The following is a 21,240-nucleotide window of genomic DNA, read 5'->3' as shown; positions in this document are numbered from 1 at the left end:
ATCTTGACATACCTCCCGGCTTGCCGCAAAATCCCTATGGAACAGTGTTCCATTATCGAAAAATCATGAAAAATACTTCAATTGCCATCATCGGCGCAGGGCTGGGTGGGCTGATGCTGGCCCGCGTTCTCCATGTGCACGGCATCGCCGCGACCGTCTACGAAGGCGAAGCCTCGGCCGCCGCGCGCGCTCAAGGCGGCCTGCTGGACATCCACGATTTCAACGGCCAACTGGCGCTCAAGGATGCCGGCTTGTTCGAGGAATTTACCGCGTTGATCCATCACGGCGGCCAAGCCACGCGTGTGCTGGACAAGCACGGCAATACGCTGTTCGAACAAACCGACGACGGCAGCGGCGGCCGGCCCGAAGTCCAGCGTGGCGAACTGCGCCGCATCCTGCTGGAATCGCTGCCGGAAAGCGCCGTGCAGTGGGGCCGCAAGCTGACGCTGGTGGCTGCGCTGGGCGGCGGCAGGCATCAGCTGCACTTTGCCGACGGCTCGACCACTATCTGCACCCTGCTGGTGGGCGCGGACGGCGCGTGGTCGCGCGTGCGTCCCCTACTGTCCGATGCCAAGCCAGAGTACGTCGGCACGGCGCTGATCGAGACCTGGCTGTACGATTGCGAGCATCGTCAGCCGGCCAGCGCGGCGGCAGCGGGCGGCGGCTCCATGTTTGCGCTGGCGCCGGGACGAGGCATTCTGTCGCACCGCGAGCCGGGCGGCACGGTGCATGCCTATGTGGCGCTGAATAAGTCCGAGGAATGGCTGGCGGAGAACGATCCCGCTGATCCAGCCCGCATCGTCGCAGAATTTGATGGCTGGTCGCCTGCACTGACCGCGCTCATCACCGAAAGCGACACCACACCGGCGCTGCGCGCCATCCACTCCCTGCCGAAGGAACACCGCTGGAAGCGCGTGCCGGGCGTGACATTGGTGGGCGACGCGGCGCACCTGATGGCGCCCTCGGGCGAAGGCGCCAACCTCGCCATGTACGACGGCGCCGAACTCGCCAAGGCCATCGTCGCTCATCCGGATGATCCGGAAGCCGCCCTGACGGCATATGAGACCGAACTATTCCCGCGCAGCGCCAAGGCCGCCGCCGAGGCGGAGGAGCTGCACGACATCCTCTACGGCGAGCAATCCCCGCTCAGCCTGGTGAACATGTTCAGCCAATGACGTGAAGTGGCTGTCGAGCGGCAGGCCTTCTAGCCAAGTATTTGTTTCAGGGATTGTGCCTCCTGGAGCGCATCGCTCCAGATTTCCAGCTGCTCCACACTGGCCTTGGTCAGCTTGTTGCGCGCAGTCTTCGAAAGCGGCCCGAAGCGACGCTCAAGCAAGCGTTCAAGTAAGGTTACCGCGCCTTCCTTCCGCCCTTGTTCCAAGCCTTGCTCCAAACCTTTTTTCATACCGTTATCGAAAAACATCTGCTCCAATGGATTAAGTAATTCCATTTTATGCTCCTTGTCCAATTGGAGGGTGGCCTGCCAGTAACGTTCCTGATGGGATCGCGGTAAGGCCATCATCCAGTTAATCACCTTGAACAAAACAATTATGCGCTCCTTGCGCCAGCCATGTTGATACAGTTGCCGCGTCATCTGCCACTTGGCCGCATAGAGTTCATCCGGGTCATGCCGGGCCTGTTGCGTTCGCAGGTGCGCCAACGTCAACCAGGCAAATGGATTGTGCGAGGCAAGCAAGGCATCACTCTGGGCGGCGTAATCAAGCAACTTCGCGATTGGGAAAGAGAAGTGCAGCACCGTCCCCAGCGCTTCGCTTTGAAAAGAGTTTGGACGCCAGTACGGGTCTTCATCGGCGAGCAGCGCCAGGCTGGCCACTGGCCGTTCGCACTCTTTAAAAATACGATAGTTGTAGTCGAGCATGCGTCGCCCGAGCGCGCCAAAACCGATGCCCGCCAACTCCTTATCCAGAAAGCGCGGGCGTTTCGACCAGTCGATCTGGATGCACAGTTCGCTGAAAAAGAACGACATGAAGTCGCGGAATGCATGCGCTAGCGTAGCCTTCCAGGGGATATCGTAACGGGCGGGATAGACAGGTGTCGACATCCCTCCAGTCTACGATCGCGCCCTGCGCGGCCAGGTGATCGGGCGCAAAGACACCTAAAAAAAACGGCGGCCCGTAGGCCGCCGCTTCTTGCGAAGATCAGGTGCTTATACCGAGAACGACGAACCGCAGCCGCAGGTCGAGGTTGCGCTCGGGTTCTTGATCACGAACTGGGCGCCTTCGAGGTCATCCTTGTAGTCGATTTCCGCGCCGACCAGGTACTGGTAGCTCATCGAATCGATCAACAGCTGGACGCCGTTCTTGACCATGGTGGTGTCGTCTTCATTGACGATTTCGTCGAAGGTGAAACCATACTGGAAGCCGGAGCAGCCGCCGCCCTGCACGAATACGCGCAGTTTCAAGTCCGGATTGCCTTCCTCTTCGATCAGTTGGGCGACCTTATCAGCAGCGCTATCGGTAAAAACGATAGGTGCTGGCATTTCGGCAACAGCATTCATTTCATACTCCTACGAGAAAACAATTAGGGTCCATTATAGACCCTTGGTGTAATTTATGCTCCGGACCCCGCAAAAACAGCGGGTTTTACGGCAACAAGGCGATTTGGGTCAAGCCGGTCGTCTCTTCCAGGCCAAACATCAGGTTCATACACTGCACGGCCTGGCCCGATGCGCCCTTGACCAGGTTGTCCTGCACCACCAGCACGATCACGGTGTTGCCGTTGTCCGGACGGTGCAGCGCCAGGCGCAGCATGTTCGAACCACGGGTCGAGCGGGTTTCAGGATGCGAGCCGAACGGCATCACGTCGACGAAGGCGCTGTCCTTATATTGGTCCTCGAACAGTTTCTGCAAGTCTTCGTTGCTGATCTCTTTGGTCAGGCGCGCGTACAGGGTCGAATGCATGCCGCGAATCATCGGCACCAGGTGCGGCGTGAAGATCAGGCCGACCTTGTCGGCGGTGAACTTCTGCAGCTGGGCCGAGGTTTCCGGCGTGTGGCGGTGACCGGCCACGCCATAGGCCTTGAAGTTGTCCGACGATTCCGAGAACAGGGTGCCGATTTCCGCCTTGCGGCCGGCGCCCGACACGCCCGACTTGCAATCGGCGATCAGCGAGCCGGCGTCAACCAGGCCATTCTTCAGCAACGGGTAGTAGCCCAGCTGCATGGTGGTCGGATAGCAACCCGGATTGGCCACCAGGCGGGCGTTCTTGATGTTGTCGCGGTTCAGTTCGGCCAGGCCGTAGGCTGCTTCTTCCAGCAGGTCCGGGCAGGTGTGGTCGATCTTGTACCATTTTTCAAAGACGGCCTTGTCCTTGATGCGGAAATCGGCCGCCAGGTCGATGACCTTGACGCCGGCTTTCAGCAGCTCGGGCGCTTGCGCCATGGCCACGCCGTGCGGGGTGGCGAAGAAAACGACGTCGCACTTGCTCAGGTCGGCCTTGTCCGGCGACGAGAAAGCGATGTTCACGCGGCCGCGCAACGAAGGGAACATATCAGCGACTGGCAAGCCGTCCTCTTTGCGCGAGGTGATTGCCGTCAGTTCCACATCCGGGTGGACTGCCAACAAACGCAGCAGTTCTACCCCGGTGTATCCGGTGCCGCCGACGATGCCAACTTTGATCATTGTTCTTCCTTGAAAATTAAAGTGAGGTGCCATTTTATCAGGCAACGGCTACAGGCGTATTACGTCTGTAAGAAGCGCAGCCCAATAGTAAAAAAGCCGCCCGACACAAGGCCGGCGGCTTTTTCTGCAGTGCGCCGCAAGCAGCGCACCAGAGCGTAAAAATTAACGCTTCGAGAATTGTTTTGCGCGACGTGCTTTGCGCAGACCAACTTTTTTACGTTCAACTTCACGTGCATCGCGGGTTACGAAGCCAGCGCGTGCCAGGTCACCTTTCAGGCCCGAATCGTAATCGATCAGAGCGCGGGTGATGCCGTGACGAACTGCACCTGCCTGGCCGGACTCGCCGCCGCCGTGGACGTTGACTTTGATGTCAAAACGTTCAACGTTGCCGGTCAGTTCCAGAGGTTGACGAATCACCATCAGGCCGGTTTCGCGCGAGAAGTATTCCGACGCTGGCTTGCCATTTACGATGATCTGGCCGGTGCCAGCTTTGATGAACACACGAGCTACTGCACTCTTGCGACGGCCGGTGCCGTAATTGTAGTTACCGATCATGTCAGTTCCTTAGATTTCGAGTGCTTTAGGTTGCTGGGCAGCGTGCGGGTGCGAACCTTCGGCGTACACTTTCAGCTTCTTGATCATTGCGTAGCCCAGTGGGCCTTTTGGCAGCATGCCCTTGACGGCTTTTTCCAGAGCGCGACCTGGGAAACGCTGTTGCATTTTCAGGAAGTTGGTCTCGTAGATGCCACCTGGGTAGCCCGAGTGACGGTAGTAGGTCTTCTCGGTTGCTTTGGTGCCGGTCACGCGCAGTTTGCCTGCGTTGATGATGACGATGAAATCGCCGGTATCGACGTGAGGGGTGAACTCAGGTTTGTGCTTGCCGCGCAGTCGGAGTGCCACTTCGCTGGCAACACGTCCGAGGACTTTGTCCGTCGCGTCAATCACGAACCAGTCGCGCTGGACTTCATGTCCTTTAGCGGAAAAAGTTTTCATGTGATGACTTTCTGTAGATAGAAATTACCGCTCATATGGTGGTTCCGCTATTGTTTCAGCGGACTCGGCCTTTTTATTTACTTTCCTGAGCGAATGGAAAGCCGACAAGTATAAGCGGTCAAGCCTGCTGGCGTCAAGTACGGATTGGCTTGCGGGCCTTGAAAACACAGGGTTTGCGCGGTCCATTACAATATGGACAAAGTTTTTTACACGGAGAATGCAATGGAATGCAAAGTGAGCTGGAACGGCCCGTCGGGCATGAGTTTCCTGGCCCAGACCGGCTCCGGCCATCTGGTCAACATGGACGGCGCGCCCGAGGGCGGCGGCCACAACCTGGCGGCGCGGCCGATGGAAATGGTCCTGCTCGGCACCGGCGGCTGCACCGCCTATGACGTGGTGCTGATCCTGAAAAAAGGCCGGGCCGACATCCGTGGCTGCGAATGCACACTCAAGGCCGAGCGCGCTGAGACCGAACCGAAGGTCTTCACCAAGATCAACTTCCACTTCGTCGTCACCGGCAAGGGCCTGAAGCCGGAAGCGGTGGAACGCGCGATCACCCTGTCGCACGACAAATACTGCTCGGCCTCCATCATGCTGGGCAAGACCGCCGAAATCACCCACTCCTTCGAAATCGTCGAAGCTTAAATGTAGTAGGCGGTGCTGGTCATGACTTTGCCCATGGCCGACATCACCTGCTGTACCGGCGCCGGCACCTGCACCGCGCCCAGCTTGGCGGCGGCGGCGCCGTGTTCGATCTCGTCGATGCGCATCTGGTCGACGATGGCGCGCGATTTGGCGTCCTGCGGCGGCAGGCGGTCCAGATGGCTTTCCAGGTGCGCTTCCACCTGGCGCTCCGTTTCCACCACAAAGCCCAGGCTGCGCGCGTCGCCCAGCACGGCGGCCACCGTGCCCAGCGCATACGCACCGGCGTAGAACAAGGGATTCAGCACGCTGATGTGCGAGTTCAGCTCGCCCAAGCGCTGCGCGGTCCACGCCAGGTGATCTTCCTCTTCCCGGCTCGAATGCTCGAACTGTTCGCGAATCGCTTCGGTGCGGGCAAAGCGCGCCTGGGCGTTGTACAGCGCTTGCGCGCACACTTCGCCGACGTGGTTCACGCGCATCAGCCCGGCCGCGTGGCGGCATTCTTCCTCACTCATCTCCGCATCCGGCGCATGGACCGCAGGGCTCGGTCGCGAGGCCGAGGCGACGCCTGTGACCACGCGCAGCGCCTTGTCGGCGCCGGCGATGAAGCGGTCCAGGGGGTTGTGGTGATGATGTGCGGCCATGAGCAAACCCGTGTGTTCAAATGGAAAGTCCCATTATAAGGGACCATCCATCAAGGGGCGTCGGCCGCTTCGCGCAACTGGCGCTGGCGCTCGATGTAGTCGGCCACCGGGCCGCGCACGTCGATCTTGGAGATGTCTTTCGCCACGCCCAGGTTCAGGCCCAGCAGGAAGGGGATGTTTTCCAGTGGCACCTCGGTGCAGCATTCGCCGAAGGCTTTCAGGAAGCGCTTCGACTCCACCACTTTCACCACCTTCTCGCCGCTCATGTACTGCAGGATGCTGGTGATGCTGTGGCCCTTGCCGATCGAGTGATAGATGAAGCGGTTGAACTCGCGGTCCAGCTGCGTGAAGTCGAGGGTTTCCTTGGTCATCAGGCCCGCCAGGTAATACAGTCCCAGCGCCACGCGGAAGAAACCGGTGGCCTCGTCGCGGTCGACGCCGCTCTGCATCACGAACAGTATTTTTTCCTTGAGTTGCGGATTCATCTTTTCGCCAGCCTCCCTTGTGCGACTATAGCAAGATTATCACCAGAGCTTCACCATCTAGTAGCTTGCGTGCAAGAATTTTCACATGCTACTCTTGAAACATTTAAATTTAAGGCAAGCACAATGATCGAGGTAAGGAGCCTGGCCAAACGCTTTCGGCTGCCCACGCGCGGCGCCAAAGCCACCTCCAAGCGCGATCCGCGCGACCACGACGGCTGGTTCCACGCGGTGCGCGACGTCAGTTTCCGCTGCGCGCCCGGCGAGGTGCTGGGTCTGCTCGGCCCCAACGGCGCCGGCAAGACCACCACCCTGCGCCTGCTCTCGACCGCCCTCGCCCCCGACGCCGGCAGCATCAACGCCAGCGGCATCGACCTGCTGGAAAATCCCCTGGCCGCGCGCCAGCACATCGGCTTTTTATCCGGCTCGACCGGCCTGTACGGCCGCCTGACGGCGCGCGAAAACATCGAATACTTCGGCCGCCTGCACGGCATGAGCCCGGCACACCTGAAGCGCCGTTGCGACGAATTGTTCGAACTGTTGCAAATGCAAGAGTTCGGTAACAAGCGCGCCGACCAGCTGTCGACCGGCATGAAGCAGAAATGCGCCATCGCCCGCACCGTGGTGCACGAACCGCAGATCGTGATTCTCGACGAGCCCACCACCGGCCTCGATGTGATGGCGGCCAAGATTTTGCTGGACTTCATCGCCAGCTACAAGGCGCTGCGCGTGCCGCTGATCTTCTCCACCCACCACCTGCACGAGGTGGAGAAACTATGCGACCGCGTCTGCATCATCAACCACGGCCGAACCGCCTTCCACGGCACGGTGGACGAACTGCGCCACCTCGGCGGCAGCGCCGATCTGTACGACGCCTTCGTCGGCGTCATCAACCGGGACGCCTGAGCCATGTGGACCATCTACTTCAAGGAATTGCTGGAACTGGCGCGCGACCGCCGCACCTTTTTCTTCACCGTGTTCATCCCGGTATTCGCCATGCCGCTGATTTTCGCCGGCTTCGGTTTTCTGTCGTCCAGCATGTTCAAACAGGCCAGCACGGCCGACATGGCCTACGCCATCTTCGGCCAGGAACACGCGCCGCAGCTGGCCGCGCGCTTCGCCAGGGAAAAAGGCTTCAAGGCCATCGCGCTGGCCAGCCCGGATGACATCCGCAGCGCCATCGCCGCCGACCGCATCAAGTTCGCGCTGGTGATTCCGGCCGGCCTCAACGAGCAGCTGGGCGCTCAGCGCCAAGGCGTGATCCAGCTGCACTACAACAGCGCCGCCGCCATCGACCTGACCCGCAAGCGCGTGATGTCGGTGATCGGCAGCGAGAACAGCGAGCGCCGCGAACATGCCCTTTCGGCCCTGAAGCTGAGCAAGCAGCAGCTGGCGTTCGCGCTCGATCCGATCGCGCTGGAAGACCACTCCACCGCCGACAAGCGCGAACAGATGGGCGCGGTGATCGGCGGCATGCTGCCCTATATCTTGCTGATGGTGTGCCTGATGGCGGCCATGTATCCGGCCATCGACACCGGCGCCGGCGAGAAGGAACGCGGCACGCTGGAAACCCTGCTGCTGGCGCCGGTGTCGCGCAGCGCCATCGTGCTGGCCAAGTTCCTGATGCTGTTCACGGTCGGCCTGACCTCGGCGCTGTTGATGATCGTCAGCGTCGGCGTGCTGCTGCATTTCTTCGGGCCCGCCATCGGCGGCGACATGGTGCAGATGGTGCGCGCCATCGGCCTGCTGGACCTGGCCATGGTGGCGCTGATGTTGGTGCCGACCGCCGCCATCTTCGCCGCCATCCTGCTGTCGATCTCGGTCTACGCAAAAAGCTACAAGGAGGCGGCCGGCCTGATCTCGCCGTTGATGATCGTCACCATCCTGCCGACCTTGGCCGCGCTGCTGCCGGGCGTGGAGCTGAACTGGAAATGGGCCATGGTGCCGCTCACCAACGTTTCGCTGGCGATGAAGGAACTGGTCAAAGGCACGATGGACTATCGCATGTTTTCAGTGATATTACTGTCCACCACGCTAACCGCCGGCCTGCTGTTGCTGGTGTGCCGCTGGTGGTTCAACCGCGAGCAGGTTTTGTTCAGGAATTGATTAAGTTGTCTATTCAACCACGGCTGAGTGCCGGCGGCCTGTTCCGCCATTTTTGCACTCTGGCGCGTCATTTTGCCGCCCGTCGCAATGGCGCCCCTGGTGTGGATCAAATTCAATACAATGCCATCATGTGAAAAGTGTGTGGTCGTACAGAATCAGGAGTTAGCATGGAATTAAGCATCAGCAACTTGTCCAAGACTTACGGCAACGGTGTCGTGGCGCTGGACAATATTTCGCTCACAATCCCCACCGGGATGTTCGGCTTGCTCGGCCCGAACGGCGCCGGCAAATCGACGCTGATGCGCACCCTCGCCACCTTGCAGGAATGCGATTCCGGCTCGGTCTTCTTCGGCGACCTGGACGTGCTGGACGAAAAAGATGAGCTGCGACGCCTGCTCGGCTACCTGCCGCAGGATTTCGGCGTCTATCCGAAGGTGACCGCTTACGAACTGCTCGACCACTTTGCCGTGTTGAAAGGCCTGAGCAACCGCCACCGCCGCCGCGAGGTGGTCGACGGCCTGTTGCAGCAAACCAATCTGTTCGAGGTGCGCCACCAGCGCCTGGGCGGTTTCTCGGGCGGCATGCGCCAGCGCTTCGGCATCGCCCAGGCGCTGCTCGGCGATCCCAAGCTGATCATCGTCGACGAGCCGACCGCCGGCCTCGACCCGCAGGAGCGCGTGCGCTTCCACAACCTGCTGTCCGACATCGGCGAGGACAAGACCGTGATCCTGTCCACCCACATCGTCTCCGACGTGGCCGACCTGTGCGCCAACATGGCCATCATCAACAAGGGCCATTTGCTGCTGTGCGGGCCGACCCAGGAACTGATCCACGAAGTGAGCGACAAGATCTGGGCCCGCTTCATCGACAAGCGCGACCTGCAATCGTTCCAGCTGCGCCATCCGGTGATCTCGTCGCGCCTGCTGTCGGGCCGCACGCTGATCCACGTCTACAGCGACACCGATCCCGGCGACGGCTTCGAGGAAGCCATCGGCGATCTCGAAGATGTCTATTTCGCCACCATCGCCGGCCGCCATCGCGCCGCGAACACCTGCGATTAAGGGCGCATCATGTTAGCCATCGCCCTCTTTGAAGCGCGCCAGCGCCTCAAGCTGCTGTCGACCTGGGTGTACTTCTTCGGCTTCCTGGCCCTGACCGTGCTGTGGATGGCCGCCGCCGGCGGCTTCTTCAAAGGCGCCTCGGTCACCTTCGGCAGCCAGTTGATCGACTCGCCGCGCTCGCTCATGTTCACCACCAGCTTCCTCGGCTCGATCGGCGTGATCGTAATCGCCGCCATGATGGGGCGCTCGGTGCAGCAGGACTTCGAGTACGACATGCAGCACTTCTTCTTCAGCGCGCCGATCAAGAAGCACCAGTACATGTTCGGCCGCTTCCTCGGCGCCTACCTGACGCTGGCGGTGATCTTCACCAGCATCCTGCTGGGCGCATGGCTGGGCAGCTTCGTCCCCGGCATCGATCCCGAGCGGCTGGCGCACGCGGGCGTGATGGCCTACCTGATTCCCTACCTGATCGTCATCCTGCCCAACATCTTCATCTTCGGCGCCGTGTTCTTCATCCTGGCCGCGCTGACGCGGCGCATGCTGCCGGTCTACATCTCCAGCGTGGTGATGCTGATCGGCTACATGGTGGCGCCGGGCCTGGCGCGCGACCTCGACTACAAAAATTTCGCCGCCCTGATCGACCCGTTCGGCACCACCGCCGTGATCCGCCTGACCGAATACTGGCCCATCATCGAGCGCAACAGCCGCATGTTCCTGCCCGAAGGCGTGTACCTGCTGAACCGCGTGATCTGGGCCTCGGCGGCGCTGGCCGGCCTGATGGTCGGCTACTGGCGCTTCCACTTCATCGCCACCGCCGACAGCGGCCACGGCAAGCGCACCAGCACCGGCGAAGGCGAGATTCCGCAACACCTGTCGCACACCTCGACCAACACGCAAGAGAAGCCGGACTTCCAGGCGCGCAGCCTGGGCTGGCTGCTGCTCAAATCCAGCTGGCTGAACCTGCGCGAGACCACCAAGAACATCTACTTCCTGGTGATCGTGCTGGCCGGCGTGCTGATGATGGGCGCCGCCTCGCTCGACCTCGGCTCGCTGTACGGCACCAACACCTATCCGGTCACCTACCAGGTGCTGGAAGTGGTCAGCAGCACCTTTGCGCTGTTCATGATGGTGATCACCACCTTCTACGCGGGCGAACTGATCTGGCGTGAGCGCGAAGCGCGCATGAACCAGATGCTCGACGCGCTGCCGGTGCCGAGCTGGCTGCCGTTGCTGGCCAAGCTGTTCGCGCTGATTGGACTGCAAGTGCTGCTGATGGTGGTCATCATGCTGACCGGCATGGCGGTGCAGATCTTCCAGGGCTACTTCCTGCTCGAACCGGGGCTCTACCTGCACCACCTGTTCCTGGTGCAGATGCCGGGCTATGCGCTGACGGCGGTGCTGGCGATCACGCTGCAGGTGCTGATCAACCAGCGCTACATCGCTTACTTCGCGATGATCGTGTACTACATCATCAGCATCACGGCCGAGAGCATCGGCATCGACAACCCCATGCTCATCTACGGTAACCTGCCGTCCATCACTTATTCGGCCATGAACGGCTACGGCCACTTCCTGGTGCGCGAGCGCTGGTATGAAGCCTACTGGGGCGGCGCGGCGCTGCTGCTGATCGTGCTGTCGCTGCTGTTCTGGGCGCGCGGCACCAACGACGACTGGCGCCAGCGCCTGCAACTGGCGCGCCACGCGCTGACCATGCCGGTGCTGACCACCATCGCGGTGGGTGTGCTGATCTTCGCCTCCACCGGCGGCGTGCTGTTCTACAACCAATACGTGGCGAACTGCTTCAAGTCGGCCTACCACAAGGAATCGGAAAAGGCCGACTACGAGCGCAAGTACAAGCAATACGCCGTGCTGCCGCAGCCGCGCATCACCGACGTCAAGATGAACGTCGAGATCATGCCGGACCAGCGCGCGCTGATGGTCAAGGGCCGCTACCTGCTGCAAAACAAGAGCACGCTGCCGGTCAGCGACATCATCGTCTCGCAGGACAACAACGTCGCGCAATTCAAGGTGCGCTTCAGCCAGGCGGTGCGCAACGGCGTGCAGGACGGCGAGCTCGGCTTCTACAGCTACAAGCTGGCGCAGCCGCTGGCGCCGGGCGCGCAGCTGGCGATGGAGTTTGACATCAGCTACACGCCGCAAGGCATCCTGGGGCTGGGACGCGACACGCCGGTGGTCGGCAACGGCACCTTCTTCAACAACGGCGTGATGCCGCACATCGGCTACCAGCAGGACTGGGAACTGAGCGACGCACGCGACCGCAAGAAACACCAGTTGGTGGCGCGCGAACGCATGCTGCCGCGCGACGACCCGGCCGGCCTGGCCAACAACATCACCGGCAACGACGCCGACTGGATCACCTTCGACGCCACCGTCGGCACCAGCGCCGACCAGACCGCGATCGCGCCGGGCATGCTGGTCAAGGACTGGGTCAGCAAGGGCCGCCGCTACTTCCACTACAAGGTGGACCAGCCGATGCTGAACATGTACGCTTTCCAGTCGGCGCGCTACCTGGTCAAGCGCGACTGGTGGCAGGACGTCGGCATCGAGCTGTACTACCATCCGGGCCACGAATACAACCTCGATCGCATGAACAAGGGCATCAAGGAATCGCTGGACTACTACACCAAGAACTTCGGGCCGTACCAGCACAAGCTGGTGCGGATCGTCGAATTCCCGCGCTACGCGCAGTTTGCGCAATCGTATCCGAACACCATTCCGTATTCGGAATCGGTGGGCTTCATCGCCAAGGTCAACGACAAGAATCCGAAGGACATCGACTACCCGTTCTACATCACGGCGCACGAAGTGGCGCACCAGTGGTGGGGCCACCAGCTGGTGGGCGGCAATACGCGCGGCGGCACGGTGCTGAGCGAAACGCTGGCCGAATACTCGGCGCTGATGGTGATGAAGAAAAGCTTCGGTCCCAACAAGATGCGGCGCTTCCTGCACTACGACCTGGACCAGTACCTGATGGGCCGCGCGCTGGAGCGCAAGAAGGAACTGCCGCTGGCCGACAATGAAAACCAGAACTACATCCAGTACCGCAAGGGCAGCCTGGCGATGTACCAGCTGCAGGACATGCTGGGCGAGGACAAGGTCAACGCCGCGCTGAAGGAAATCCTGAACCAGTACGGCCGCAAGTCGGGGCCGTATCCGAGCGTGACGGTGTTGGTGGACGCGCTGCGCAAGGTCACGCCGGCAGACCAGGCTTACCTGATCGACGACCTGTTCAACCACATCGTACTGTACGAAAACCACGCCATCTCGGCGACGGCGCGCAAGCTCAACGACGGCCGCTACGAAGTCAGCTTCGCGGTCAGCGCCGCCAAGGTGCGGGCCGGCGAGCAAGGCGAGGAAAAGGATGCGCCGTTAAAAGACTGGATCGACATCGGCATCGACGACAAGGAAGGCAACAGCCTGTTCCGCGAGCGCAAGCTGATCGAGCAAAAAGAAAACCGCTACACGGTCATCATCAACGGCCGTCCGGCGAAAGCGGGCATCGATCCGGACAACAAACTCATCGACCGCAAGCCCGACGACAACCTGATCAACGTCGAGCTGCAGGCGCAATAAAATCCGGGGTCAGGTCCTCCATTGCTACACGGGCTCTGCCGTAGCGACTGCTACGGCAGAGCCCGTGTAGCAATGGAGGACCTGACCCCGGATTGTTAGCGGAGCTTGAAGACCGAGACGATGGCGGTCAGCGTGTCGGCCTGATCGTGCAGCGACGACGCGGCTGCGGCCGCTTCTTCCACCAGCGCGGCGTTTTGCTGCGTGACCTGGTCCATCTGGCCGATGGCCTGGTTCACCTGCTCGATGCCGCTGCTCTGCTCCAGCGAGGCCGTGGTGATTTCGCCCACGATGTCTGTCACGCGTTGGATGCTGATCACGACTTCGCTCATGGTGCTGCCGGCCTGCGTCACCAACGTGCTGCCGGCGTTGACCTTCTCCAGCGAGTCGTCGATCAGCGTCTTGATTTCCTTGGCCGCCGCCGCGCTGCGCTGCGCCAGGTTGCGCACCTCCGACGCCACCACCGCGAAACCACGGCCCTGCTCGCCCGCACGCGCCGCTTCCACCGCAGCGTTCAGCGCCAGAATATTGGTCTGGAAGGCGATGCCGTCGATCACGCTGATGATGTCGGCAATCTTGCGCGACGAGCCCGTGATCGCTTCCATGGTGCTCACCACTTCCGACACCACGCCGCCGCCGCGCTGCGCGACTTCCGACGCTTTCACCGCCAGCTGGTTGGCCTGGCGCGCATTGTCGGCGTTCTGCTTGACGGTGGAGGTCAGCTCCTCCATCGACGAGGCGGTTTCCTCCAGGCTGGAAGCCTGCTCTTCGGTACGGCCCGACAGGTCCAGGTTGCCCGCCGCGATCTGGCTCGATGCGGTCGAGATGCTTTCGGTGCCGTTGCGCACTTCGGTGACGATGCCGATCAGGCCGTCGTTCATGGTCTGCAAGGCTTGCAGCAGGCGACCGGTTTCATCCTTGCTGGTGACTTCGATATGCGAGGTCAGGTCTTTGCGCGCCACGGCCACGGCGATCTCCACCGCCTGGTTCAGCGGCACGGTGATGCCGCGCGTCAGGCGCCATGCGCACACCACGCCCAGCGTCAGCACCATCAGGCCCAAGCCCACCATGAAGCTGCGATTGCTTTCGTATAGGGTTTCAATGCGCTCGGCGTTGGCGTCTATGCTCTTGCGCTGCAGGTCCAGCAGGCTGCTCAGCGAGGTCAGGTAAGCCTTGCCGTCCGGCGTGAAGCGCTGGTCCAGCACCTGCGCCGCTTCTTCGAACTTGCCTTCCTTTTTCAACGCGACGATGGCGTCGCGCGAGGACAGATAGCGTTTGCGGTTTTCCATCATACCCTTGAACAGGGCTTTTTCCTCATCGCTTTCCAGCAGCGGCTCGACCTTCTTCTGCAAGCCGTTGACTTCGGCCGTGGAGGACGCCGTCTCTTCGGCAAAGAACGGTCCCAGCGACGGGTCCGAACTCTTGGAAATGGCCGAAGTACGGCGCACGCTGGTGTGGATCAGGCGATACCAGTCCGAAATCATGCGTTCCTTTGCCAGCGGTTGCTGCATCATGTCGCGCGTGGCCGTGGCCACCGTGCTCATGTGACCGATGCCGATGACGGTCATCAGGATCATCAACGCCAATACCAAGCCAAAGCCCGCCGCAAGGCGCGTGCCGATAGTCAAATTTTTCATGTTGAGTGTGCCCGCGAAGGCAGCTGGAATTAAAGAAGTGTTACCACTATTGAAACTGCGATTCGGATAGATGAAATTACATTACCCTAAAGAACTATAAGTTTATCACAGTAAATTATTTGATGCTCATGCCGGCCGCCAAAGCCGCCGCCAGTTGGCACTGCCAAGTGCTCGCCTGCGCCCGGTTCCAGACCAGCGCCACCTGTTCCACGCACTCGAAGGCGCAGTCGGCGACTTCGATTCGGCGCAGCTCGGTATCGGCCAGCGCGAAGTCCGGCAGATAGGCCAGCGCCTGCCCTGCTTTCACCAGCGTCAGTAGCAGTTGCAGGTCGTCGGTCCAGTAGCGGATCTTGCGCGGCAGCTGGTCGTCGCGCCAGCCGTCGGAATGGGCGCCGCGCTGCGCGCCGCAGAACAGCGAGCGCGATGGGCAGGCGAAGTCGTGCTGCAGCACTTCGGCCGTGTTCACCGTCAGCTTGCGCGCCTGGACCAGCGGATGCTGCTTGCCGGCCATCAGGTGCAGCGTGACGCTGCCCAGCGGCGTGACTTGCCACTCCTCGCTCCAGTGCTCGCCCCGGCCGTCGATCACATCGCCGGTGACGATGGCGGCGTTGATGTCGCCGCGCGCCAGCGCCGCCAGCGCCTCGTCCTCGAACATGGCCTGCATGCGCAGGCTGGCCTCGGGATAGGCCTGCAGCGTCTGCGACAGCATCCCGCCGTGCCGCCACAGCAGGATCGCCGGGCCGCCGATGCGGCTGTCGATGGCGGCCTGCTCGCCCATCAGGTCGGCCTTGGCCTGGTCGGCCAGCGCCAGCAGGGTCTGGGCGCGGCTCAGCAGCAACTGGCCGCTGTCGTTGAGCACCAGCTGCTTGCTGCTGCGGTCGAACAGCGGCTTGCCCAGCACGTCCTCAAGCCGCCGCAGCGCCTTGGACACCGCCGACGGTGTCAAATGCATCTCCTGCGCCGCCGCACCCAGCGAGGGGCGGCGCGCGGCGCTGACGAAGATGCGCAAGTCGCTGAGGTTCATGATGTCCTGACGGGATACAAAAAGTGAATTTAAGTTGCTTTACTAGATACGACCGGCATCATACCATTCCCGACCATGAAGACCATCCCACAAAAACAATGGATCTACCGCCGCCAGCCGACGGGCCAGATCACGACCGACCATTACGAATTGTTCGAGCAGGCACTCGACACCACGCTGAGCGACGGCGAAGTGCTGATCGCCGCGCGCTATTTCAGCGTCGATCCCTACATGCGCATCGGCCAGTCGAGCAAGCCGACCTACGATGCCGATCCGCATCCGCTCGACACCGTGCAGCAAGGCGCGGTGGTGGCGCAGGTGCTGGCCTCGAACGCGGCCGGCTTTGCCGAAGGCGACTGGGTGCAAAGCTACACCGGCTGGCAGACCCATGCACGCGTGCACGCCAGCGCCTTGAAACGCATCGATCCCGACCTGGCGCCGGTCACCACTGCGCTGGGGGTGCTCGGCATGCCGGGCCGCACCGCGTGGTTCGGCCTGACGGAATCGGGCAAGCCGCACGCGGGTGAGGTGGTGGTGGTGTCCGGCGCGGCCGGCGCGGTGGGATCGCTGGTCGTGCAGTTCGCCAAGCGCCATGGCGCGCGCGTGCTCGGCATCGCCGGCGGCGCGGCCAAATGCGACTGGCTGCGCGACACGCTGCACGCCGATTGGGCCATCGACTACAAGGCCTTCGACAGCGCCGATGCCTTGAGCGCGGAAATCAAACGCCTGACCGGCGGCGTGGACGTCTACTTCGACAACGTCGGCGGCATGGTGACCGACGCCGTTATTCCCTTGATCAACCGCCGCGCGCGTATCGTGATTTGCGGCCAGATCAGCCAATACAGCGGCGGCCTGGAGACGCCGGAACTGGGGCCGCGCCTGCTGCACCACATGCTGTACCAGCGCGCCACCATCCAGGGCATGCTGGCGCGCGACTATCTGCATCGCATGGACGAGATGATCCGCATCGTCGCGCCGTGGGCGAAGGCGGGCGAGATCGTGTTTGAAGAAACCGTGATCGACGGCTTCGAGCAACTGCCCTCCGCGCTGAATTCGCTGTTCACCGGCGACCATCGCGGCAAACTGCTGGTGCGCGCATGATAGGCCTGATCGCAGCCCTGGCGCTGGGTGCCACCGACGTCACCTACGGCGAACATGGCATGGCGCTGTTCGGCGGCAAGGATGGCTTGTACGCATCGCACCTGCCGATGTTCCATGCACCGCACGACTATCAGGTGATCCTTCAGGTGCACGTGGCCGATGCGGCGACCGACGCCGCACTGCGCCAGCGCCTCGACGGTAAGACCGCCTTGTGGACCATCGCGCCGGAAAAGTTCGAACTCTCGCGCCTGGCGCCACAAGCTGCGTCGCCACTCAAGCAGTTCAAGGCAGATCTGGTGCTGGGCCATTTCGAGCAAGGCGGCAAGACGCAGTACGCAGCTTCCACTATCGTGGTCGACAAAGTGCTCATGTTCCGCAAACTCTCGCCGAACACCAGCACCAGCGGCACCGCGACGTACGCACAAATCGGCAGCGGCCGGCACCGCTATCTGGTGAAACAAATCGACAGCCGCCCAGACTACGATCACATCCTCGCCTACCGCACGGTCCCCGGCGCATCGACCGATCCCATCACTGTCATCAAACAAGCCCTGCGCCAGCCCAGCCCCGCCGAACTGGCCACCGCCCTCCACACCAAGCCCGACTCCATCAACGGCACCATCTACTTCTATACCGACGACTTGAAATAGCGATATATAGGCAAACACCATATTTTTTGACAACTAAATGATTTTCTGCAATATTGTGGTTGCTATTAAAAAAAATTCAATATTATTAGGGGATTCATATGGATTGGAAAAAAATCGCCGGTATCGCAGGTTTGGGCTTGCTCGCCACTGCAGCCATGTCGGCAAGTCATGCTCAAGGTACTGCCTCCGCTACGCTGTCCAGCTTCACTTATACCCTGATTGATCTTGACCTCAATGATGGCATCACGCCGAGCCTAACACTGACCAATTCCCACTATTGGATCGCTACCGCAGCATACCCGGATGGGTCCGGTTATCCAGATCCTGTCGACATTATCAATTACGCGGGAACCGCCCATGTCGGGAATGCCACCGGTAACGCGACTTCCGGTTACGATGGCAAGACGGCGTCGGCAGTGACCAACGTCAGTGGCCTGTCGCCACGCTTTTCCTCTGACGCGATTGTTCAATGGAACTTCGCACTGACGCCAAACACAGCCGCAGTCATCATGGGCTACGGCAGCATCAATGCAGAAGACAAACCTGGTGTGGCGATGGACGCCTACGCTCAGCTCTTTGCCGCGTACAAAACCAACCCTGGCGACCTGTATGAGACTTATCTCGACGATAGCATTTTCGCCTACTACGACCGCAATCAAAGCAAAGTGCTCAACGTAACATTTAGCTCTGGCGATTCCCAACTGGATGGCCGACTCGGTCTCTTCGTCAGCGCCGCAGGCCAAAGCTTCGCAGCGCCGGTGCCTGAGCCTGAAACTTACGCCATGCTCATTTGCGGTCTGGTAATCCTCGCTTCAGCAAGACGTCGATCGAAGTCATAATAAAAAACGGGACCCGAAGGTCCCGTTTTTTACTCTGCCGTGGCGGCAGCCTTTTTAGGGGCTGCTTTCTTGGCCGCCGGCTTCTTCGCTGCGGCTTTTTTGGCCGCCGGCTTTTTCACCGCTGCGGCTTTTTTCACCGGGGCTTTTTTCTCTTCCGCGCCGTCGTCGGCATCCGCCGCTGCAGCCTTGCCTTTGGCCGGCGCTTTGGCTTTGCGTTCTTCGAACTCGAAGCTGATCTTGCCGTCCTTGCCCTTCACCAGGAAGGCCTTGAACGGACGACGGGTGCGCTGTGAGACGAAGCCCGGCAGCAGGTCGGTCTTGCCGTCGTTGAGCAGCTTGGCCATCTGCTCAGGCAAAATCTCCTGTTGCAGGATGATGCGGCCGCTGCGGAAATCGCACGTCTTCGGCTTGGCCATGCTGTGCTCGCAAACATACGCCAGACCCATTTCGTACACGCCCGCGGCGCACTTGGGGCAAGGCCCCAAGGCCGTCTGGCCGGTGAAGTCGACCGGTTCCGAATCTTCCGAATCATCGTTCTGGCCGAAGTCGAACTCCAGCTTGAAGTTCTTGATGTCCTCGTCACGCACGATGCGCAGGATCGCCGCGAATGGACGGCCCATCTTCGAGCGGAAGCCTTGCAGCGGGCCGATGGTGCGGTCCTTCAGCAACTGTTCCACTTCCTCGATTTCGAACTGGCGGCCACCCGGCGTTTTGCTCATCGAGAATTCGCACTTGGTGCAGGCGAAGCGGCGATAGTTTTCCTTGACCACGCCGCCGCAATTCGGGCACGGAGTGACCATGGTGTGGTAGTCACCGGGAATCGTATCGTTGTTGTATTCCTTGGCGCGCTTGACGATGATCTGCGTCATTTGCGCGATCTCGCGCATGAATTCCTCACGCGAGATCTTGCCCTTCTCCATCTGCGACAGCTTGTATTCCCACTCGCCGGTCAGCTCGGGCGCGGTCAGTTCGTTCACGCCCAGGCCGCGCAGCAGCGTCATCAGCTGGAACGCTTTGGCGGTCGGCATCAGCTCGCGGCCTTCGCGCAGCAGATACTTCTCGCTCAGCAGGCCCTCGATGGTGGCGGCGCGCGTTGCCGGCGTGCCCAGGCCCTTGCCGGCCATGGCGTCGCGCAGCTCGTCGTCTTCCACCAGCTTGCCCGCGCCTTCCATGGCGGACAGCAGCGTCGCCTCGGTGTAGCGTGCAGGCGGCTTGGTGACCAGGCCGTTCGGGTTGACGGTATCGGTCAAGACCTTCTCGCCCTTGGCGACCGGCACCAGGTTGCCGTTGGCATTGCCTTCCTTGTCGTCGTCGGTCGAAGCTTCCTTGCCGTAGATCGCCAGCCAGCCCGGATTGGTCATGACCTTGCCTTCAGTCTTGAACTGATGGCCGGACACTTCCGTGTAACGGGTGGTGACCTGGAATTCCGCCGGCGGGAAGAACACCGCCATGAAGCGGCGCGTCACCAGGTCGTACAGTTTCTGTTCCGGCTCGGACAGGTTCTTCGGCGCGATGGTGGTCGGAATAATCGCAAAGTGATCCGAGATCTTGCTGTTGTCGAAGATGCGCTTGTTCGGCTTGACCCACTTCTTGTCGATGATCTGCTTGGCGAACTGGTGGTAGTTCGGATTTTCCTTGACCACTTCCAGCGCCTGCAGCACGGTCGGGATGTAATCTTCCGGCAGGTGGCGCGAATCGGTACGCGGGTAGGTCAGCACTTTGTGCTTTTCGTACAGCGCCTGGGCCAGGCCCAGCGTGTTCTTGGCCGAGAAGCCGAAGCGCGAGTTGGCTTCGCGCTGCAGGCTGGTCAGGTCGAACAGGCCCGGCGCCATCGAGGTGGTCGGCTTCGCTTCTTCGGTGACCACGCCCTGCTTGCCGCGCACGGCCAGCGCGATGGAGTCGGCCGCAGCCTTGCTCCACAGGCGCTCGGCGCGTTTTTCAGGGTCGGTCTCGTCCTTCTTGAACTTGGTGTCGAGCCAGCGGCCTTCGTACACGCCGGCGGCGCAGACGAATTCGGCGCGCACTTCCCAGAAGTCGCGCGAGACGAATTTCTTGATCTTTTCTTCGCGCTCGACCACGATCGACAGGGTCGGCGTTTGCACGCGGCCCACGGTGGTCAGGTAGAAGCCGCCCTCTTTCGAGTTGAAGGCGGTCATGGCGCGGGTGCCGTTGATGCCGATCAGCCAGTCCGCTTCCGAGCGGCAGCGCGCGGCGTCGGCCAGCGGCATCATGTCTTCGTCGCTGCGCAGGTGGGTGAAGCCGTCGCGGATCGCGGCCGGCGTCATCGACTGCAGCCACAGGCGCTGGACCGGTTGCTTGGCCTTGGCGTTCTGGGCGATCAGGCGGAAGATCAGTTCTCCTTCGCGGCCCGCGTCACATGCGTTGATCAGGCCGGTGACGTCCTTGCGCTTGATCAGCTTGTTCAGCACCTTGAGGCGCGCTTCGGTCTTGGCGATCGGGTTCAGCGCGAAGTACGGCGGGATCATCGGCAGGTGCGCGAAACTCCATTTGCCGCGCTTGACGTCGTGTTCTTCGGGGACGGCGATTTCCAGCAGGTGACCGACGGCGGAGGACAACACGTACTCGTCGGATTCAAAGTACTCATCGTGCTTGGTGAAGCCGCCCAGCGTCTTCGCGATGTCATTCGCGACAGACGGTTTTTCGGCGATGATGAGGGTTTTGCTCATATTTTAGTATCTCGTTTTTAACACTTGGTGGGGATTAGCATGCGCATCATACATGGATCGCGCCGCAATCTACATGTTTGCGTCACAGTCTTGTCAAAGCGCCAATAATAAGCGGATTGTTTGGCCGACTGCAAGCGCCATG

19 protein-coding genes are annotated in these 21,240 nt (G+C 61.3%); 9 read left to right on the top strand and 10 right to left on the bottom strand.

The window, feature by feature from the left end:
* Positions 1-65: 65 nt before the first annotated feature.
* The gene (locus ACXZ1M_RS17755) at positions 66-1,175 is read left to right on the top strand and encodes an FAD-dependent oxidoreductase (protein ID WP_459048967.1); all 1,110 of its coding nucleotides are present in this window, start codon (positions 66-68) and stop codon (positions 1,173-1,175) included.
* A 29-nt stretch (positions 1,176-1,204) separates the two neighbouring features.
* Here the strand turns inward: ACXZ1M_RS17755 and ACXZ1M_RS17750 are convergent, their stop codons facing one another.
* From ACXZ1M_RS17750 to rplM, 5 genes are all read right to left on the bottom strand, one after another.
* Positions 1,205-2,062, bottom strand: a complete 858-nt coding sequence (locus tag ACXZ1M_RS17750; protein ID WP_459048966.1) for a DUF4351 domain-containing protein — start codon at positions 2,060-2,062, stop codon at positions 1,205-1,207.
* Between the two features lie 105 nt (positions 2,063-2,167).
* Positions 2,168-2,518 (bottom strand): iron-sulfur cluster insertion protein ErpA, encoded by a 351-nt coding sequence (gene erpA, locus ACXZ1M_RS17745; protein WP_110847420.1) that lies wholly within the window; start codon positions 2,516-2,518, stop codon positions 2,168-2,170.
* Between the two features lie 85 nt (positions 2,519-2,603).
* Positions 2,604-3,641 carry an N-acetyl-gamma-glutamyl-phosphate reductase gene (argC, locus tag ACXZ1M_RS17740; protein WP_459048965.1) on the bottom strand — a complete coding sequence of 346 codons (1,038 nt, stop codon included), beginning with the start codon at positions 3,639-3,641 and terminating at the stop codon, positions 2,604-2,606.
* A gap of 162 nt (positions 3,642-3,803) precedes the next feature.
* The gene (gene rpsI, locus ACXZ1M_RS17735; RefSeq protein WP_092279325.1) at positions 3,804-4,196 is read right to left on the bottom strand and encodes a 30S ribosomal protein S9; all 393 of its coding nucleotides are present in this window, start codon (positions 4,194-4,196) and stop codon (positions 3,804-3,806) included.
* Between the two features lie 9 nt (positions 4,197-4,205).
* Positions 4,206-4,634: a 50S ribosomal protein L13 gene (rplM, locus tag ACXZ1M_RS17730; protein ID WP_056157909.1), complete on the bottom strand. Its 429-nt coding sequence runs from the start codon at positions 4,632-4,634 to the stop codon at positions 4,206-4,208.
* Positions 4,635-4,856: 222 nt separating this feature from the next.
* Here rplM and ACXZ1M_RS17725 point away from each other — a divergent pair, with 222 nt between their 5' ends.
* Positions 4,857-5,279: an OsmC family protein gene (locus ACXZ1M_RS17725; RefSeq protein WP_459048964.1), complete on the top strand. Its 423-nt coding sequence runs from the start codon at positions 4,857-4,859 to the stop codon at positions 5,277-5,279.
* On the opposite strand, the gene coq7 is transcribed toward ACXZ1M_RS17725, so the two are convergent.
* On the bottom strand, positions 5,276-5,920 hold the full coding sequence (gene coq7 / locus ACXZ1M_RS17720; protein ID WP_459048963.1) for a 2-polyprenyl-3-methyl-6-methoxy-1,4-benzoquinone monooxygenase: 645 nt from the start codon (positions 5,918-5,920) through the stop codon (positions 5,276-5,278). The genes ACXZ1M_RS17725 and coq7 overlap by 4 nt on opposite strands.
* 50 nt (positions 5,921-5,970) lie before the next feature.
* A complete protein-coding gene (locus ACXZ1M_RS17715) occupies positions 5,971-6,405 on the bottom strand; it encodes a hypothetical protein (protein ID WP_459048962.1) in 435 nt (144 codons plus the stop codon).
* Between the two features lie 123 nt (positions 6,406-6,528).
* On the opposite strand from ACXZ1M_RS17715, the gene ACXZ1M_RS17710 reads away from it, so the two are divergent.
* The 4 genes from ACXZ1M_RS17710 to ACXZ1M_RS17695 all read left to right on the top strand — a co-directional run bounded on the left by ACXZ1M_RS17710 (position 6,529) and on the right by ACXZ1M_RS17695 (position 13,163).
* Positions 6,529-7,308 carry an ABC transporter ATP-binding protein gene (locus ACXZ1M_RS17710; RefSeq protein WP_459048961.1) on the top strand — a complete coding sequence of 260 codons (780 nt, stop codon included), beginning with the start codon at positions 6,529-6,531 and terminating at the stop codon, positions 7,306-7,308.
* A gap of 3 nt (positions 7,309-7,311) precedes the next feature.
* Positions 7,312-8,508, top strand: a complete 1,197-nt coding sequence (locus tag ACXZ1M_RS17705; RefSeq protein ID WP_459048960.1) for an ABC transporter permease — start codon at positions 7,312-7,314, stop codon at positions 8,506-8,508.
* Positions 8,509-8,675: 167 nt separating this feature from the next.
* Complete coding sequence (locus ACXZ1M_RS17700) at positions 8,676-9,569, top strand: ABC transporter ATP-binding protein (protein ID WP_459048959.1); 894 nt, start codon at positions 8,676-8,678, stop codon at positions 9,567-9,569.
* A 9-nt stretch (positions 9,570-9,578) separates the two neighbouring features.
* Positions 9,579-13,163 (top strand): M1 family aminopeptidase, encoded by a 3,585-nt coding sequence (locus ACXZ1M_RS17695; RefSeq protein ID WP_459048958.1) that lies wholly within the window; start codon positions 9,579-9,581, stop codon positions 13,161-13,163.
* A 95-nt stretch (positions 13,164-13,258) separates the two neighbouring features.
* Here the strand turns inward: ACXZ1M_RS17695 and ACXZ1M_RS17690 are convergent, their stop codons facing one another.
* Together ACXZ1M_RS17690 and ACXZ1M_RS17685 are read right to left on the bottom strand one after the other, a co-directional pair.
* Positions 13,259-14,797 (bottom strand): methyl-accepting chemotaxis protein, encoded by a 1,539-nt coding sequence (locus ACXZ1M_RS17690; RefSeq protein ID WP_459048957.1) that lies wholly within the window; start codon positions 14,795-14,797, stop codon positions 13,259-13,261.
* Positions 14,798-14,912: 115 nt separating this feature from the next.
* Positions 14,913-15,821 (bottom strand): LysR family transcriptional regulator, encoded by a 909-nt coding sequence (locus tag ACXZ1M_RS17685; RefSeq protein WP_459048956.1) that lies wholly within the window; start codon positions 15,819-15,821, stop codon positions 14,913-14,915.
* A gap of 75 nt (positions 15,822-15,896) precedes the next feature.
* On the opposite strand from ACXZ1M_RS17685, the gene ACXZ1M_RS17680 reads away from it, so the two are divergent.
* The 3 genes from ACXZ1M_RS17680 (at position 15,897) to ACXZ1M_RS17670 (ending at position 18,411) form a co-directional block, all read left to right on the top strand.
* Positions 15,897-16,922: an NADP-dependent oxidoreductase gene (locus ACXZ1M_RS17680; protein ID WP_459048955.1), complete on the top strand. Its 1,026-nt coding sequence runs from the start codon at positions 15,897-15,899 to the stop codon at positions 16,920-16,922.
* Entirely contained in the window at positions 16,919-17,572 is a 654-nt protein-coding gene (locus ACXZ1M_RS17675) for a hypothetical protein (RefSeq protein ID WP_459048954.1), read from the top strand. The genes ACXZ1M_RS17680 and ACXZ1M_RS17675 overlap by 4 nt, the downstream gene beginning before the upstream one ends.
* A 98-nt stretch (positions 17,573-17,670) precedes the next feature.
* The gene (locus ACXZ1M_RS17670; RefSeq protein ID WP_459048953.1) at positions 17,671-18,411 is read left to right on the top strand and encodes a PEP-CTERM sorting domain-containing protein; all 741 of its coding nucleotides are present in this window, start codon (positions 17,671-17,673) and stop codon (positions 18,409-18,411) included.
* Between the two features lie 29 nt (positions 18,412-18,440).
* Here the strand turns inward: ACXZ1M_RS17670 and ACXZ1M_RS17665 are convergent, their stop codons facing one another.
* Complete coding sequence (locus tag ACXZ1M_RS17665; RefSeq protein WP_459048952.1) at positions 18,441-21,098, bottom strand: DNA topoisomerase III; 2,658 nt, start codon at positions 21,096-21,098, stop codon at positions 18,441-18,443.
* Positions 21,099-21,240 lie beyond the last annotated feature (142 nt).

It is taken from the genome of Duganella paludis (assembly GCF_054461335.1).
The sequence above is the reverse complement of the archived record's forward strand: the minus strand, read 5'-3'. Positions and strand labels throughout refer to the sequence as shown.

Coding starts and splice junctions, on each gene's coding strand:
- ACXZ1M_RS17710 (WP_459048961.1), top strand. CDS start 6,529: ATGATCGAGGTAAGGAGCCTGGCCAAACGCTTTCGGCTGCCCACGCGC.
- ACXZ1M_RS17700 (WP_459048959.1), top strand. CDS start 8,676: ATGGAATTAAGCATCAGCAACTTGTCCAAGACTTACGGCAACGGTGTC.
- ACXZ1M_RS17690 (WP_459048957.1), bottom strand. CDS start 14,797: ATGAAAAATTTGACTATCGGCACGCGCCTTGCGGCGGGCTTTGGCTTG.
- rpsI (WP_092279325.1), bottom strand. CDS start 4,196: ATGATCGGTAACTACAATTACGGCACCGGCCGTCGCAAGAGTGCAGTA.
- coq7 (WP_459048963.1), bottom strand. CDS start 5,920: ATGGCCGCACATCATCACCACAACCCCCTGGACCGCTTCATCGCCGGC.
- rplM (WP_056157909.1), bottom strand. CDS start 4,634: ATGAAAACTTTTTCCGCTAAAGGACATGAAGTCCAGCGCGACTGGTTC.
- ACXZ1M_RS17680 (WP_459048955.1), top strand. CDS start 15,897: ATGAAGACCATCCCACAAAAACAATGGATCTACCGCCGCCAGCCGACG.
- argC (WP_459048965.1), bottom strand. CDS start 3,641: ATGATCAAAGTTGGCATCGTCGGCGGCACCGGATACACCGGGGTAGAA.
- ACXZ1M_RS17675 (WP_459048954.1), top strand. CDS start 16,919: ATGATAGGCCTGATCGCAGCCCTGGCGCTGGGTGCCACCGACGTCACC.
- ACXZ1M_RS17705 (WP_459048960.1), top strand. CDS start 7,312: ATGTGGACCATCTACTTCAAGGAATTGCTGGAACTGGCGCGCGACCGC.
- ACXZ1M_RS17715 (WP_459048962.1), bottom strand. CDS start 6,405: ATGAATCCGCAACTCAAGGAAAAAATACTGTTCGTGATGCAGAGCGGC.
- erpA (WP_110847420.1), bottom strand. CDS start 2,518: ATGAATGCTGTTGCCGAAATGCCAGCACCTATCGTTTTTACCGATAGC.
- ACXZ1M_RS17750 (WP_459048966.1), bottom strand. CDS start 2,062: ATGTCGACACCTGTCTATCCCGCCCGTTACGATATCCCCTGGAAGGCT.
- ACXZ1M_RS17670 (WP_459048953.1), top strand. CDS start 17,671: ATGGATTGGAAAAAAATCGCCGGTATCGCAGGTTTGGGCTTGCTCGCC.
- ACXZ1M_RS17755 (WP_459048967.1), top strand. CDS start 66: ATGAAAAATACTTCAATTGCCATCATCGGCGCAGGGCTGGGTGGGCTG.
- ACXZ1M_RS17665 (WP_459048952.1), bottom strand. CDS start 21,098: ATGAGCAAAACCCTCATCATCGCCGAAAAACCGTCTGTCGCGAATGAC.
- ACXZ1M_RS17685 (WP_459048956.1), bottom strand. CDS start 15,821: ATGAACCTCAGCGACTTGCGCATCTTCGTCAGCGCCGCGCGCCGCCCC.
- ACXZ1M_RS17725 (WP_459048964.1), top strand. CDS start 4,857: ATGGAATGCAAAGTGAGCTGGAACGGCCCGTCGGGCATGAGTTTCCTG.
- ACXZ1M_RS17695 (WP_459048958.1), top strand. CDS start 9,579: ATGTTAGCCATCGCCCTCTTTGAAGCGCGCCAGCGCCTCAAGCTGCTG.